The sequence below is a fragment of the Rhodococcus aerolatus genome (assembly GCF_054783215.1).
In genome coordinates, this window is the sequence record NZ_BAAGQZ010000046.1 from 96,377 (window position 1) to 110,745 (window position 14,369).

General features: G+C 74.1%; 12 protein-coding genes. 10 read left to right on the top strand and 2 right to left on the bottom strand.

The annotated features are described in order from the left end of the window. Positions 1-241 precede the first annotated feature (241 nt). Both ACYVOF_RS17330 and ACYVOF_RS17335 read left to right on the top strand, forming a co-directional pair. On the top strand, positions 242-1,261 hold the full coding sequence (locus ACYVOF_RS17330) for a cation diffusion facilitator family transporter (RefSeq protein WP_460868678.1): 1,020 nt from the start codon (positions 242-244) through the stop codon (positions 1,259-1,261). A gap of 53 nt (positions 1,262-1,314) precedes the next feature. Next, positions 1,315-2,553, top strand: a complete 1,239-nt coding sequence (locus tag ACYVOF_RS17335; RefSeq protein WP_460868680.1) for a pyridoxal phosphate-dependent aminotransferase — start codon at positions 1,315-1,317, stop codon at positions 2,551-2,553. 87 nt (positions 2,554-2,640) lie between these two features. Here the strand turns inward: ACYVOF_RS17335 and ACYVOF_RS17340 are convergent, their stop codons facing one another. Beyond that, the gene (locus ACYVOF_RS17340) at positions 2,641-3,795 is read right to left on the bottom strand and encodes an acyl-CoA dehydrogenase family protein (protein ID WP_460868682.1); all 1,155 of its coding nucleotides are present in this window, start codon (positions 3,793-3,795) and stop codon (positions 2,641-2,643) included. An 84-nt stretch (positions 3,796-3,879) separates the two neighbouring features. On the opposite strand from ACYVOF_RS17340, the gene ACYVOF_RS17345 reads away from it, so the two are divergent. The 4 genes from ACYVOF_RS17345 (at position 3,880) to ACYVOF_RS17360 (ending at position 8,436) form a co-directional block, all read left to right on the top strand. Further along, positions 3,880-4,500 carry a TetR/AcrR family transcriptional regulator gene (locus tag ACYVOF_RS17345; RefSeq protein WP_460868684.1) on the top strand — a complete coding sequence of 207 codons (621 nt, stop codon included), beginning with the start codon at positions 3,880-3,882 and terminating at the stop codon, positions 4,498-4,500. Then, positions 4,497-6,023, top strand: coding sequence for a flavin-containing monooxygenase (locus ACYVOF_RS17350; protein ID WP_460868686.1), 1,527 nt, complete (start codon positions 4,497-4,499; stop codon positions 6,021-6,023). The genes ACYVOF_RS17345 and ACYVOF_RS17350 overlap by 4 nt, the downstream gene beginning before the upstream one ends. Beyond that, the gene (locus ACYVOF_RS17355; protein ID WP_460868687.1) at positions 6,020-7,750 is read left to right on the top strand and encodes an FAD-dependent oxidoreductase; all 1,731 of its coding nucleotides are present in this window, start codon (positions 6,020-6,022) and stop codon (positions 7,748-7,750) included. The genes ACYVOF_RS17350 and ACYVOF_RS17355 overlap by 4 nt, the downstream gene beginning before the upstream one ends. A gap of 71 nt (positions 7,751-7,821) precedes the next feature. Next, positions 7,822-8,436, top strand: a complete 615-nt coding sequence (locus tag ACYVOF_RS17360; protein ID WP_460868972.1) for a hypothetical protein — start codon at positions 7,822-7,824, stop codon at positions 8,434-8,436. A gap of 3 nt (positions 8,437-8,439) precedes the next feature. On the opposite strand, the gene ACYVOF_RS17365 is transcribed toward ACYVOF_RS17360, so the two are convergent. Then, the gene (locus ACYVOF_RS17365) at positions 8,440-9,408 is read right to left on the bottom strand and encodes a sensor domain-containing diguanylate cyclase (RefSeq protein WP_460868974.1); all 969 of its coding nucleotides are present in this window, start codon (positions 9,406-9,408) and stop codon (positions 8,440-8,442) included. Between the two features lie 163 nt (positions 9,409-9,571). Between ACYVOF_RS17365 and ACYVOF_RS17370 the strand changes: the two genes are divergently transcribed. From ACYVOF_RS17370 to ACYVOF_RS17385, 4 genes are all read left to right on the top strand, one after another. Next, complete coding sequence (locus ACYVOF_RS17370; protein ID WP_460868689.1) at positions 9,572-10,753, top strand: MFS transporter; 1,182 nt, start codon at positions 9,572-9,574, stop codon at positions 10,751-10,753. 353 nt (positions 10,754-11,106) lie between these two features. Next, a complete protein-coding gene (locus ACYVOF_RS17375; RefSeq protein ID WP_460868691.1) occupies positions 11,107-12,291 on the top strand; it encodes a GGDEF domain-containing protein in 1,185 nt (394 codons plus the stop codon). Positions 12,292-12,334: 43 nt separating this feature from the next. Next, on the top strand, positions 12,335-13,660 hold the full coding sequence (locus ACYVOF_RS17380; RefSeq protein WP_460868693.1) for a UDP-glucose dehydrogenase family protein: 1,326 nt from the start codon (positions 12,335-12,337) through the stop codon (positions 13,658-13,660). A gap of 23 nt (positions 13,661-13,683) precedes the next feature. Continuing rightward, positions 13,684-14,358 carry a phosphatase PAP2 family protein gene (locus ACYVOF_RS17385; RefSeq protein WP_460868694.1) on the top strand — a complete coding sequence of 225 codons (675 nt, stop codon included), beginning with the start codon at positions 13,684-13,686 and terminating at the stop codon, positions 14,356-14,358. Positions 14,359-14,369 lie beyond the last annotated feature (11 nt).

Genomic DNA, 14,369 nt, shown 5'->3' on the forward strand with positions numbered 1-14,369 from the left:
GGGCACCTGTGGACGGACGTCCCCAGGGCGTGCAGGGGTCTGGCGGGCCGGCGCAGCCTGTGCTGGTGGCACCTCGTGCACCGGATCCGGACCGATCCTTGGGAACCCGCCGGGAGTCACGGATCGGGTGCAGCCGGTGCCGCCCGAGGACGATCCGGTGCAGCCCGTGCCGCCCGACGCAGCCGGGGCCGGCGACCGTCTCGTCCCGCAACGACCGCGCAGACCGCTTACGGTCCCGCAGGTGAGCACCAGCACCGCGGACCGCACCGAGCAGGCCGAGCAGGGCGACGGCAACGAGGAGTCCACGGCGACCGTCCTCGTCGCCGGGGCCGCCAACCTCGGCATCGCCGTCCTCAAGGGCGTCGCCGGCCTGCTCACCGGCTCGGCCGCCATGCTCGCCGAGGCCGCGCACTCCGTGGCCGACACCGTCACCGAGGTGCTGCTGCTCACCGCGCTGCGCCGCTCCGACAAGCCGGCCGACCGGCTGCACCCCCTGGGCTACGGCAAGGAGCGGTTCTTCTGGGCGCTCATCGCCGCGGTGTCGATCTTCATCTCCGGGGCGGTGTTCGCCGTCGGCGAGGGGGTGCGCTCCCTGCTCGGCGGGGAGGCGGAGCAGACCCTGGTGTGGGTCGCCTACGCGGTGCTGGGGGTGTCGTTCCTGCTCGAGGGCACCTCGTGGCTCAAGGCGCTCAAGCAGGCGCGCAGCGAGGCCCGCGGCGAGGAGAAGGGTCTGCTGGCCTACCTGCGCGGCAGCGACGACCCCACCGTCAAGACGGTGTTCTACGAGGACTCGGCCGCGCTGACCGGCCTCGTCATCGCCCTCGTCGGCGTCGGGCTGCACCAGCTCACCGGGTCCGCGGTCTACGACGGCATCGCCTCCCTGCTCATCGGGGGCCTGCTCGCCGTCGTCGCCTACCTGCTGGGCACCGCGAACAAGGCCCTGCTCGTCGGCAGGCAGGCCGACCGGCTCGTCGTCGACGAGGTCCGCGAGCGGCTGCAGGCGGCGCCCGAGGTGGAGGCCGTCGTCGACCTCGTCACCCAGGTCATGGGCACCGACAAGGTGCTGGTGTGCGCGCGGATCGACCTGGTCGACGGGCTCGACGCCGCCGAGGTTGAGCGGGCGTGCCTGCGGCTGGACAACGAGCTGCACGACGGGATCGCCGAGGTCGACGAGGTGTTCCTCGAGCCCGTCCCCCGCAACGACGCCGAGCTCCGCGCGAAGGTCCTCCAGCGCTACGGCGCCGACGTCCACCTCGGCTGAGCACCGGGCACCACGGGGGAAACCGGCTCGACGCGGGTGCGACCATGGGCGTCGTGACCGAGCTGCGAACCGAACCGAAGACGCTCGAGCAGTCCGCCAAGCTGCGGAACGTGCTCTACGAGATCCGGGGACCGGTGCACGCCCGGGCAGCGCAGATGGAGGCCGAGGGTCACCGCATCCTCAAGCTGAACATCGGCAACCCGGCCCCGTTCGGCTTCGACGCCCCCGACGAGATCCTGCAGGACGTGATCGCCGGGCTGCCCACCGCGCAGGGCTACTCCGACTCTAAGGGCATCACCCCCGCCCGCCGCGCCGTGGTGCACCACTACCAGCTGCAGGCGGGGTTCCCGGCGCTGGACATCGACGACGTCTACCTCGGCAACGGCGTCTCCGAGCTGATCACCATGGCGCTGCAGGCGATGCTCGACGAGGGCGACGAGGTGCTGGTGCCCGCGCCGGACTACCCGCTGTGGACGGCGTCGGTCAGCCTCGGTGGCGGCACCCCGGTGCACTACCTGTGCGACGAGACGCAGGGCTGGGAGCCGGACCTCGAGGACCTCGAGGCCAAGATCACCCCGCGCACCAAGGCCGTCGTCGTCATCAACCCGAACAACCCGACGGGCGCGGTCTACAGCCGGCCGGTGCTCGAGCGCATCGCCGAGCTGGCGCGGCGGCACTCGCTGGTGCTCATGGCCGACGAGATCTACGACAAGATCCTCTACGACGAGGCGCAGCACGTGTCGCTGGCCGCGGTCGCCCCGGACCTGTTCTGCATGACGTTCAACGGCCTGTCCAAGGCCTACCGCGTGGCCGGGTACCGCGCGGGGTGGGTCGCCATCACCGGGCCGAAGGCGCACGCGGCGAGCTACCTCGAGGGGCTCACCCTGCTGGCCTCGACGCGGCTGTGCCCGAACGTGCCCGCGCAGAACGCGATCCAGGTGGCGCTGGGCGGCTACCAGTCGATCACCGAGCTGATCCTGCCGGGCGGACGACTCCGCGAGCAGCGCGACGTCGCGTGGGAGGGCCTGAACTCGATCCCCGGGGTGAGCTGCGTGAAGCCGGCGGGCGCGCTGTACGCGTTCCCCCGGCTGGACCCGGAGGTGCACGAGATCCACGACGACGAGAAGCTGGTGCTCGACCTGCTGGTCGCGGAGAAGATCCTGCTGGTGCACGGCACGGGGTTCAACTGGCCGAACCCGGACCACCTGCGGGTGGTGACGCTGCCCTGGGCGCGCGACCTGTCCAAGGCCATCGAGCGCCTGGGCAACTTCCTGTCCAGCTACCACCAGTAGCCCACCCCGGACGCGCCATTGGAGTGCCAGTGGTCGTCATCCCGTGCGAATGACGACCATCGGCACTCCAATGGCGGGGTGGAGGGGTCAGACGCCCAGGCTGCGGCCGATGATCTCCTTCATGATCTCGGTCGTGCCGCCGTAGATCGTCTGCACGCGGGAGTCGAGGAACGCCTTGGCCACCGGGTACTCGCGCATGTAGCCGTACCCGCCGTGCAGCTGCAGGCAGCGGTCGATGAGCTTGACCTGGTTCTCGGTCGCCCACCACTTGGCCATCGCGGCCTCCTGCACGGTGAGCTTCTCGTCGTTGAGCAGCTCGATGCACCGGTCGACGAACACCCGGGTGGCCGTCGTCTCGGTGGCCAGCTCGGCGAGCAGGAAGCGGCTGTTCTGGAACGAGCCGATGGGCTTGCCGAACGCCTTGCGGTCCTTGCAGTACTGCAGCGTCTGGGCCAGCACGGTCTCCATGCCCGCGGCGGCCGACACCGCGATGGACAGCCGCTCCTGGGGCAGGTTGGCCATGAGGTGGAAGAAGCCGTGCCCCTCGGTGCCGAGCAGGTTGCTCGCGGGCACGCGGACGTCGTCGAAGCTGAGCTCGGCGGTGTCCTGGGCCTTCATCCCGACCTTGTCGAGGTTGCGGCCGCGGGTGAAGCCGGGCATGTCGCGCTCGACGACCAGCAGCGAGAAGCCCTGCGCGCCCGCGTCGGGGTCGGTCTGCGCGACGACGATCACGAGGTCGGCGTTGATGCCGTTGGTGATGAACGTCTTCGACCCGTTGAGGATCCAGTCCGCGTCCGGGCCGTCGCCGTCGCGGTGGGCGTTGGTCTTGATGCCCTGCAGGTCCGAGCCGGTGCCGGGCTCGGTCATGGCCACGGCGGTGATGATCTCCCCGGAGCAGAACCCGGGCAGCCAGCGCTGCTTCTGCTCCTCGGTGGTGAGGTCGGTCAGGTACGGCGCGATGACGTCGTTGTGCAGCGGGAAGCCGAGTCCGGAGTACCCGCCGGCCACCTGGGTCTCGGCCAGGACCGCGTTGTAGCGGAAGTCCTTGACCCCGCCACCGCCGTAGGCCTCGTCCACGGCCATGCCGAGGAAGCCGCCCTTGCCGGCCTCGAGCCAGACCTCGCGGTCGACGATGTTCTGCTCCTCCCAGCGGTCGTGGTGGGGGGCCACGTGCTGGTCCAGGAACGCCTGGAAGGACTTGCCGAACAGCTCGTGCTCGGGCTCGTACAGGGTGCGGTCCACGCTGGTCCTCCTCGTCGGTGCGCTCCGTCGCGCGTCTAGATGCAGTCTGGACTGTTTGTTGGCTCGCGTCTAGTGTCCGTCGTCATGACCGCCCACGCCACCACCGACGAGCCGGCCCCGCCGCGCCGCCGGACCCAGGAGGAGCGGACCGCGCAGACGCGGCACCGGCTGCTCGAGGCCACGCTGGACTGCCTCGTCGACGACGGGTACGCCCGCACCACCACTCAGGCCATCGCCGCCCGGGCCGGGCTCTCCCGAGGCGCGCAGCTGCACCACTTCCCGACCAAGGAGTCCCTCGTCGTGGGGGCGGTGGAGCACCTCGCCCAGAAGCGGCACGCGGAGATGCAGGCGGCCCTGACCGGGGCCACCTCCCCCGCCGTCGGCCTCGAGCTGCTGGCCGACACGTTCTCCGGCCCGCTGTTCCTCGCCGCGCTCGAGCTGTGGGTGGCCGCCCGCACCGAGCCGGCGCTGCGGGCGGCGCTCGAGCCGCTCGAGCGCCGGGTGGCCGACGAGCTCGTCGCCGTCGCCCCCGGCCTGCTCGGGCTCAGCACCGCCCCGGCCGACGCCGAGCTCGTCGAGCTGACCGTCGAGCTGGTCCGCGGCCTCGGCATGGCCGTCCTGTTCAACTCCCCCGAGCAGGCCGCGCGGCGCCGTCGCCGGCTGCTGGACCGGTGGGCCCACGAGATCACCAGGAGCGCAGCATGACCGCCACGGCCGTCCCCGTCCCGCCCACCGTCACCCTGCCGGAGCACGTCCGCACCCTCGTGGTGGGTGCGGGGTTCGCCGGGATGGCCGTGGCCGCCACCCTGCTGCGCGACGACCCGGACGCCGACCTGCTCGTCCTCGAGCGCGCCACCGACGTCGGCGGCACCTGGCGGGACAACACCTACCCGGGCTGCGCGTGCGACGTGCCCACGGCGCTGTACTCGTTCTCGTTCGCGCCCAACCCGTCCTGGAGCCACACCTACGGCCGCCAGCCGGAGATCTTCGCCTACCTGCGCAACGTCGCCACGAGCACCGGCATCCGTGAGCGCGTCGTCTTCGACTGCCCGCTCGTCGAGGCCCGGTGGGACGCCGACGCCCAGCAGTACCGCGTGCTCACCACCCGCGGCGAGCTGACCTGCGACGTCCTCGTCGTCGCCACCGGGACGCTGAGCGAGCCCAAGCTGCCCGACGTCCCCGGCCTGCCCGACTTCCGGGGCACCACCTTCCACTCCGCGCGCTGGGACCACGAGCACGACCTCACCGGCGAGCGGGTGGCCGTCGTCGGCACCGGGGCGTCCGCGGTGCAGTTCGTCCCCGAGATCGCCGACACCGCCGGGTCACTGACGGTGTTCCAGCGCACCCCGGGCTGGGTCATCCCCCGGCTCGACCGCACCCTGAGCCGCGCGGAGAAGGCGCTCTACCACCGGTTCCCGAAGGCACAGCGCGCCATGCGGGGGCTCGTCTACTCCTACCGCGAGCTCTACATCCTGCCGCTGGCCAAGTTCCGCCGGCTGCTCCCGCTCATCGGCACCGTGGCGCGCACGAAGCTGCGCGTCGAGGTCCGCGACGCCGGCCTGCGGGACTCGCTCACCCCGGACTACACCGTGGGCTGCAAGCGGCTGCTGCTGACCAACGCCTGGCTGCCCACCCTGGACCGCGACGACGTCGAGCTCGTCACCACCGGGCTCTCCGCGGTCACCCCCACCGGCGTGGTCGACGGCGACGGCACCGAGCGCGAGGTGGACACCATCATCTTCGCCACCGGGTTCACCCCCACCGAACCCCCGGTGGCGCACCAGGTCCGGGGCAGCGACGGCCGCACCCTGGCCGAGCACTGGGACGGCAGCCCGTCGGCGCACCGGGGCACCACGGTGGCCGGCTTCCCCAACCTGTTCCTCATGTACGGCCCCAACACCAACCTGGGCCACAGCTCCATCGTCTACATGCTCGAGTCGCAGGCCCGCTACGTCGCGGACGCGCTGCGCACCATGGCCTCCCGCCGGCTCGGGGAGGTCGAGGTGCGCGACGACGCGGAGCGCGGCTGGAACGCGAGCATGCAGAAGGGCCTGCGCCGCACGGTGTGGAACGCCGGCGGGTGCGCCAGCTGGTACTTCGACAAGACCGGCCGCAACTCCGCGATGTGGCCCACCTTCACCTGGCGGTTCCGCCGGGCCACCCGGCGCTTCGACGTGGAGAGCTACCGGACGGCGGCCCGGCGCACCCGCGAGGAGGTGGCCGCGTGAGCGCGCCGAGCACGGACTACGACGTCGTCGTCGTCGGCTCCGGGTTCGGCGGCAGCGTCGCCGCGCTGCGGCTGACCGAGAAGGGCTACCGCGTCGGGGTTCTCGAGGCCGGGCGTCGCTTCGCCGACGGCGAGCTGCCGCGCACGTCGTGGGACCTGCGCCGCTACCTGTGGGCGCCGCAGCTGGGGTGCTTCGGCCTGCAGCGCATCCACCTGCTGCCCGACGTCCTCGTCATGGCCGGCGCGGGGGTGGGCGGCGGCTCGCTGAACTACGCCAACACCCTCTACGAGCCGCCCGCCGCATTCTTCGCCGACCCGCAGTGGGGCGGCATCACCGACTGGCAGGCCGAGCTGGCGCCGTACTACGCGCAGGCCCGCCGCATGCTCGGGGTGGTCGAGAACCCCACCGAGACACCGTCGGACGTGGCCATGCGCGACGTGGCCGAGCAGATGGGCGTCGGGGACACGTTCACCCACACCCCGGTCGGGGTGTTCTTCGGCGAGCCCGGGCAGGCGGGGCAGCGGGTGGCCGACCCGTTCTTCGGCGGCGCTGGGCCCGAGCGCACGGCGTGCACCGAGTGCGGCTCGTGCATGACGGGCTGCCGGGTGGGCGGCAAGAACACCCTGGTCAAGAACTACCTCTACCTGGCCGAGCAGGCCGGGGCCACGGTGCACCCGCTGACCACGGTCACGGGCGTCCGCGACACCGGGGACGAGTTCGAGGTGCTCACCCGGGGCACCGGGCTGGGCGGGCGACGGCGCGCGCAGCGATTCACCGCGCGGCACGTCGTCCTCGCCGCCGGCACCTACGGCACCCAGCGCCTCCTCGGCGCGATGGCGGACACGGGCGACCTGCCGCGGCTCAGCCCCCGGCTCGGCTCCGCGGTGCGCACCAACTCCGAGGCCGTGCTCGCCGCGACCACGCCCAGCGTGACCACCGACTACAGCGCCGGGGTGGCCATCACGTCGAGCTTCCACCCCGACGACCACACCCACGTCGAGCCGGTGCGGTACGGCCCGGGCAGCAACGCGATCGGCCTGCTGCAGACCCTGCTCACCGACGGCGGCGGACGCGTGCCCCGGCTGGTCAAGACCCTCGGCCTGGCCGCGCGGCACCCGGTGACGTTCGCGCGCAGCCTGTCCGTGCGCCGCTGGTCCGAGCGCACCGTCATCGCCCTGGTGATGCAGACCGACGACAACTCCCTCGAGCTCACCACCCGGCGCACCCGGTTCGGCCGGCGCCGCATGACCAGCCGCAAGGGCCCCGGCACGCCGCCGCCGCGGTGGATCCCGCAGGGCCACGAGGCGGTCCGCCGGCTGGCCGACACCATCGGCGGCACCCCGGGCGGGTCGATGTTCGAGGTCGTCGACATCCCGATGACGGCCCACTTCCTCGGCGGCTGCGCCATCGGGGAGACGGCGGAGACGGGTGTGGTCGACGCCTACCACCGCGCCTTCGGCCACCCGGGGCTGCACGTGGTCGACGGGTCCGCCGTGAGCGCGAACCTCGGGGTGAACCCGTCGCTGACCATCACCGCGCAGGCGGAGCGGGCGTTCGCGCTGTGGCCCAACGCCGGTGAGCCCGACCCGCGGCCGGGACAGGACGAGGCGTACCGGCCGCTGGCGCCCGTCACGCCCCGCGCGCCCGTGGTGCCCGCGCACGCCCCCGGCGCGTTGCGACTTCCCGCGAACGCCATCGCCCTGCCGCTCAGCGTGGTCGGCCGGTGAGCACGGAGACGCGGGGGCTCGACGCCTGGGCGGTGTCCGAGTCCGAGCCCGACGACGCCGTCCGCGCCGCCGTGGCCGGGACCCCGAGCGCCGACCCGCCCTGGCCCGCGACCGTGCGCGCGACCCTGTGGTGGCACCGCGCCACCGCCGAGGCCCGCCGCCTCGCCCCGCCCGGCCGGTGCCTGCCGATCACCCTGGCCATGGTCGTCGACTACCTCCAGACCCCCGTCGGCCCCTACCGCGAAGTCCTGGCCAGCCCCGTGCTGCGCGCCCCGGGCCGCCGCACCGGGCTGCTGCCAGCCATGACGGTGCCGCTCATCGCGGTCGACTCCAGCCTGAGCGTCCACGGGGGGCGGGTGCACTGGGCACTGCCCAAGGTGCTGGCCACGTTCGACGGCGACGTCCACGACGGGCTGCTCGTCAGCGGCGAAGGGTGGTCGGTGCGCACGGCCACGGCGCTGCGCGGCCCGACGCTGCCCCTGGCCGGTGGGCTCACCTTCGCCCAGCCCGTCGCCCGGGGTGGGCTGAGCCGGGCGGGCGCGCGGCTGCGCGGCCGGGCCCGCCTGGCCCGGGTCAGCGTCACCAGCACCGGGCCGACCCTGCCGGGCTGGCTGCGGGCGGGAACGTTCCCGGGGGTGGCTATCACCTCGGGTCGGATGTCGACGGGCCCGGCCCGCACCGTCTGATCCTCAGGCGCTGCGGCGGGAGGTCTTCGCCCGGTACATCGCCGCGTCGGCCCGCTGCACCCCGAGCTCGAGCGGCTCCCCCGCGGGGGCGGTGGTGTAGCCGGCGGAGAGGCCGAGGGTCCAGCTGCGCCCCTCGACCACCACCGGGGCGGCAACCACCCGGGCGAGCCGCGCGGCCAGCTCCGCCTCGTCGACGGCCGCCCCGCACACCACCAGGAACTCGTCGCCGCCCATGCGCACCACCACGTCCGGCTGCCGCACCGCACGGCGCAGCCGGTGTGCCACCACCTGCAGCACCCGGTCCCCCACGTGGTGCCCGCCGACGTCGTTGACGCGCTTGAACCCGTCGAGGTCGACGTAGGCCAGGGTGCGGGCGCCGGAGCCGACGGCGTCGTCGGCCACGGCGGGCAGCGCGCGACGGTTGGGCAGCCCGGTCAGCTCGTCCTGCAGGGCGATGTCGCGCAGGCTGCGGTTGACCCGACGCAGCTCGAGCAGCCGCCCGGTCTGCGCGGCCAGCAGGTCCAGGGTGTGGCGCTGGGCCGCGGTGAGCTCGCCAGGGCCGTCGGTGTCGAACACGCACACCGTGCCCACGACCATGCCTCCGCTGCGCACCGGGGAGGCGGCGTAGCGGGTGATGCGGCCCAGCTCCCCGGTGACGAACGGGCTGTCCCGGAAGCGGGGGTCGGTGCGGGTGTCCGGCGCGTGCACCGGGGCCGCAGTGTCGACGGCGACGGAGCACATCGAGTCGGTGCGGGCGCAGTGCAGCGGCAGCGCGGCGGACGTTGCGGCCTGGTACTGGCGGCGGTCGTCGAGGAAGTTCACCGCTGCCCCGGCCAGGCCCACCGCGGCCTGGGCCAGGGCGACCACCGCGTCGAGGTCGTCCGACGGCGGCGCGTCGAGCACCCCCACCGCGCGCAGCGCGGCGACCCGGTCGGCCTCGAGTGCTCCGACCAGCTCCCCCGCGCGGGTCATCACGAGCGGAGCGTACGGGGACGACCACCCGACCGGTTCGCAGCGCACCCCCACCGGCGCGGCCGACGCCCACCCTCGGCCGTCCCCGCTGTTCAATGGTGCAGTGCGGGAGCGGGGTGCGGGCCGTTCAGCGTCAGCGGTCGGGTTCCGCGACGTGCTCCGGGTGGACGAGTTCCGGTGGCTGTGGCTCGCGGACGTGCAGTCGTTGCTGGGGGACCAGGTCGCGCGGGTGGCGCTGAGCGTGCTGGTGTTCTCCCGGACCGGGTCGGGGTTCGCGACCGCCGCGGTGTACGCGCTGACCTACCTCCCCGCCCTGGTCGGCGGCGTGCTGCTGGGACCCCTCGCCGACCGGGTGCCGCGGCGGCGCCTCCTGGTCCTCGGTGACCTGGCGCGGGCCGCGCTGCTCGCCGTGATGGCGGTGCCGGGAGTGCCGTTGCCCGCCCTGGCGGGTCTGCTCGTGCTCGCCGTCCTGGTGGGCGCGCCGTGGAGCGCGGCCGAGTCCGCGCTGGTGGCGGACGTCCTCAGCGCGGAGCACTACCCCGTCGGGGTCGCCTGGCGGGGCGCGACCTCGCAGGCGGCCCAGCTGGCCGGCTTCGCGGCCGGCGGCGGTCTGGTGGCGCTGGTCGGGCCGGGAACGGCGCTGGCCGTCGACGCGGCGACGTTCGCGCTCTCCGCCCTGGTGATCAGGCTGGGGGTGCGGGCCAGGCCTGCCGCCTCGGGCGTGGTCGGCTCGAGCCCGCCGCGCGCCCGGTGGCTCAGCGGGGTCGCCACGGTGCTGCGCGACCGCCGGCTGCGGGTGCTCCTCGGGTTCTCGTGGCTGCTCGGGCTCCTCGTGGTCCCCGAGGGGCTCGCCGCCCCGTACGTCGCGCAGCTCGGCGGTGGTCCGGGCAGCCTGGGCCTGCTCCTCGCCGCCTCCCCCGCCGGGGTGCTCGTCGGCACCCTGGTGTTCGGCCGGTGGGTGCCGCCCGCCGCGCGAGGACGGCTGCTCGCGCCGCTCGCCGTGCTCGCGGGTCTGCCGCTCCTGGGGTGCGCGGCAGAACCCGGCCTGCCGGTGACCGCACTGCTGTGGGCGGCCAGCGGAGCGGCGACCGCCTACCAGGTGCAGGTGGTCACCGAGTTCGTCCGCACCGTGCCCGCCGCCGCGCGGGGCCAGGGCATCGGGCTCGCCTCAGCAGGCTTGCTCGGCGCCCAGGGCGCCGGTCTGCTCGCCGCCGGAGCGTTGACCGAGGCGCTCGACGTGACGACCACGGTCGCCGTCGCCGGGGCAGCGGCCAGCGCCACGGCTGCCCTGCTGGCCGCGGCACGTCGGCGCGCTTCCCTCCCGACGGGCCCGACTGCCGGCTGACCGACCGGTCCGATCACTCCGCGGGGGTCAGCCCCACGACCAGCCCTTCCTCGCCACAGCACTCACCTCCTCCCACTCACCACGCACCACCTCGTCACCCCGCGGGGGTCAGCCCCACGACCAGCCCTTCCTCGCCACAGCACTCACCTCCTCCCACAACTCGCTCGCGACCACTGACGTCCGGCGCTCGGCTGAGGTAGTTTTCGATCATCGAACGGACAGCCCGAGGGTGCAGCCCGTGCCCGCGACCGCACTGATGGAGCGCCACGATCATGGCCCGCCCGCCTCACCTGCGACAGACGTCGCACGGGGTCGCGAGCATTCGCGGGTGGGAGCTGTGGTCCGTCGCCCCGGTGGCGCGCGCCTGGCTGCTCGGGGTGGAGGCGCTGGCGGCGGTCGGCCTCGCCCTGGCCCTGCTCACCACGCACGTCGGTGGGGCCGACGTCGCGCGGGTCGCGCTGCTAGCGGTGCTCTCGGTCGTCTACCGCGAGGCGACCTCGCGGGTGGAGCGACTCAAGCGCTACCTCGGCAGTGACACGGTCTTCTCCGAGCAGGTGTCGGTGTGGGCGTTCGCCGCGACGCTGCTCGCCCCGGCGGGCTGGGCGGCCCTGCTGGTCGTGCTCTGCTACGCCCACATCCTGGTGCAGCGCCACCGCGACGGGTCCGGGCACCCGCACCGGGCGGTCTACACGGGCGCGACGCTGGTCCTGGCCACGCTGGCCGCCGGCGGTGTGCTGCACCTGAGTGGTGGGGCGGACGCCCTCGACGGGGGCGTCGCGGGGGCACTGGCCGTCGTGGGCTCTCTGGTCGTGTTCACCACCGTCAACTTCGCGCTGGTGCTCGTCGGGGCCTGGCTGGCCACCCGCCCCCCGTCGGTACGGGTCCTGCTGCCCGACGCCGACGGGGTCGGGTACGAGCTGGCGACCCTCGTGCTCGGCGTGGTGACCGCGGTGGTCCTCGACCAGGTGCCCGAGCTGACGCCGCTGGTGCTCCTCCTCGTGACCTACCTGCACCGCAGCTCGCTGGTCAACGCGCTGCACCACACCTCGCGCACCGACGCCAAGACCGGGTTGCTCACGCTGGCTGCGTGGCAGCCGCACGCGCGGGAGGTCCTCGTGCGCGCGTCTCGGGCCGGGGTCCCGGTGTCGGTCCTGTTCTGCGACCTCGACCACTTCAAGCGCGTCAACGACACCTGCGGCCACCTCGTCGGGGACGAGCTGCTCGTCGCCGTCGCGGACTGCCTGCGCCGCGAGCTGCGTGGCCCCGACGCCCTGGCCCGCTTCGGCGGGGAGGAGTTCGTCGCGGTGCTGGAGGGCCTCGACGAGTCCGCGGCCGAGAGCGTCGCCGAACGGCTCCGGGCGGCGGTGGCGCGGATCGACCTGCCTGGCGCAGGACCGGTCACCATCTCCATCGGGCTCGCCCACCACGCAGCGAGCGAGCGCGCGGCCACCACGGCGCTGGAGGACCTCGTCGCCCGGGCGGACGGGGCCCTGCGGCAGGCCAAGGAGGCAGGACGCAACCGGGTCCACGTCGCCTGATCGTGGAGGCCCCGCCGCGGGTCCCACCTGACAGACTGAGCGGGTGAGCACGGAGTCGGATGGCAGCGGACGAGCACTGCGGCTGAGCGTGATCGGGTGCGGCTACCTGGGGGCGACCCATGCCGCAGCCATGGCCGAGCTGGGGTTCGACGTCGTGGGTCTCGACACCGACGAGGTGAAGCTCAAGGCCCTGTCGGAGGGGTCGGTGCCGTTCCACGAGCCCGGCCTCGAGGAGCTGCTGCGCACCCACGTCGAGTCCGGCCGGCTCCGCTTCACCACCGACGTGGCCGAGGTGTCCGGGGCGGACGTGCACTTCATCTGCGTCGGGACGCCGCAGACCCCCGGCTCGGGTGCCGCGGACGTCTCCTACGTCGATGCCGCCGTCGCCGCTCTGGTGCCCCACCTGCGACCCGGGGCGGTCGTGGTGGGCAAGTCCACCGTGCCCGTTGGGACTGCTGCCCGGCTGGCCGCCACCCTGCCTCCCGGCGCCGAGCTGGCCTGGAACCCCGAGTTCCTCCGCGAGGGCCTGGCCGTGGCGGACACGCTGCGCCCCGACCGGCTCGTCCTGGGCGTCACCTCCGCGCACGCCGAGGCGCAGCTGCGCGCCGTCTACGTCGGGCCGATCGCCCAGGACACCCCCGTCATCGTCTGCGACCTGCCCACCGCCGAGCTGGTCAAGACCAGTGCCAACGCCTTCCTGGCCACCAAGATCAGCTACATCAACGCGATCGCCGAGATCTGTGACGCCGCCGGTGCTGACGTGGGTGTGCTGGCCGACGCGATCGGCCTCGACCCCCGGATCGGCCGGAAGTTCCTCAACGCCGGCCTGGGGTTCGGCGGCGGGTGCCTGCCCAAGGACATCCGCGCCTTCTCCGCCCGCGCCGGCGAGCTCGGCGCCACGGGAGCGGTCGCGCTCCTCCGGGAGGTCGACGAGATCAACATGCGTCAGCGCCAACGGGTGGTCGACCTGGCCCACGAGGCGCTGGGCGGTTCGGTGCTGGGCTCGCGGGTGGCGGTGCTGGGGTGCGCGTTCAAGCCGGACACCGACGACGTGCGGGACTCTCCCGCGCTGAACGTCGCGGCCGCGCTGCACCTCAAGGGCGCCCAGGTGACCGTCTACGACCCGGCGGCCAACGACACGGCTCGGCGGCTGTTCCCCACCCTGCGCTACGCCCCGGGGTGGGAAGAGGCCGCGGCCGGCGCCGACGTCACCCTGGTGCTCACCGAGTGGCCGGAGTTCCGTGAGCTCGACCCGGTGCGACTCGCCGCGGTGGTGGCCACCCCGACGGTGATCGACGCCCGCAACTGCCTGCCGAACGGGGCGTGGCGGGACGCGGGCTGGACGGTGCGACGCCTGGGCCGTCCCTAGGGCGGTCCCGGTAACGTGGTGCGGTGACGATCGCCCGGGTCCCCGCCGCCGTGCGCACCCGTCGGACGGCGCTGCCCGTCGTCCTCGTCCTGGGTCTCGTGGGGCTGTGGACCCAGGTGGTCCTGGGTGGTCCGCTCGCCCGGCTCGACCTGGCCCTGCGCGCGTGGGTGCACCAGCGGGGCGATGGCATCGTGGTGCAGGTCGCGCACGCGGTGGCCGACGTGGCGAACCCGGCGACGTCGGTCGCGCTGCTGCTGGCGGTGGGCGCGGCGGTCTCCGCCGCCCGCCGCACGTGGCCCCCCGCCGTCCTCGCGCTCACCGCGGCCGTGCTGCTCAGCGTGGCCGTGCTCGGCCTGAAGCACGTCGTCGGCCGCGTCGGGCCCCGGGGCGACTCCACCCTGGCGTGGCCCTCGGGGCACACCACCACCGCCGTGGTCGTCGCCGGGGTGCTGCTGTGCCTGCTGCCGCGGTCGTGGCGGCGGGTGGGGGCGCTCGTCGCCGCGGGGTACGCCGCCGTCGTCGGCGTCGCGATGGTGCTGTGCACCTACCACTGGGCGGGGGACGTGCTCGCGGCATGGCTGCTCGGCCCGCTCGTCCTGCTGGCCGCCCGGGGCGCCACGCGGCGCCTCACCGGTCCGGCGGCGGGTCGAGGCGCCCCGGCCGGCCGCGTCGGGCAGGGTCGGGGCTCCCACCCCTAGCCCGGAGGTCC

What these genes read in the sequence shown, in the direction of transcription:
- ACYVOF_RS17350 (WP_460868686.1), top strand. Translation starts at nt 4,497, where the DNA reads ATGACCGCCACGGCCGTCCCCGTCCCGCCCACCGTCACCCTGCCGGAG.
- ACYVOF_RS17365 (WP_460868974.1), bottom strand. Translation starts at nt 9,408, where the DNA reads ATGACCCGCGCGGGGGAGCTGGTCGGAGCACTCGAGGCCGACCGGGTC.
- ACYVOF_RS17345 (WP_460868684.1), top strand. Translation starts at nt 3,880, where the DNA reads ATGACCGCCCACGCCACCACCGACGAGCCGGCCCCGCCGCGCCGCCGG.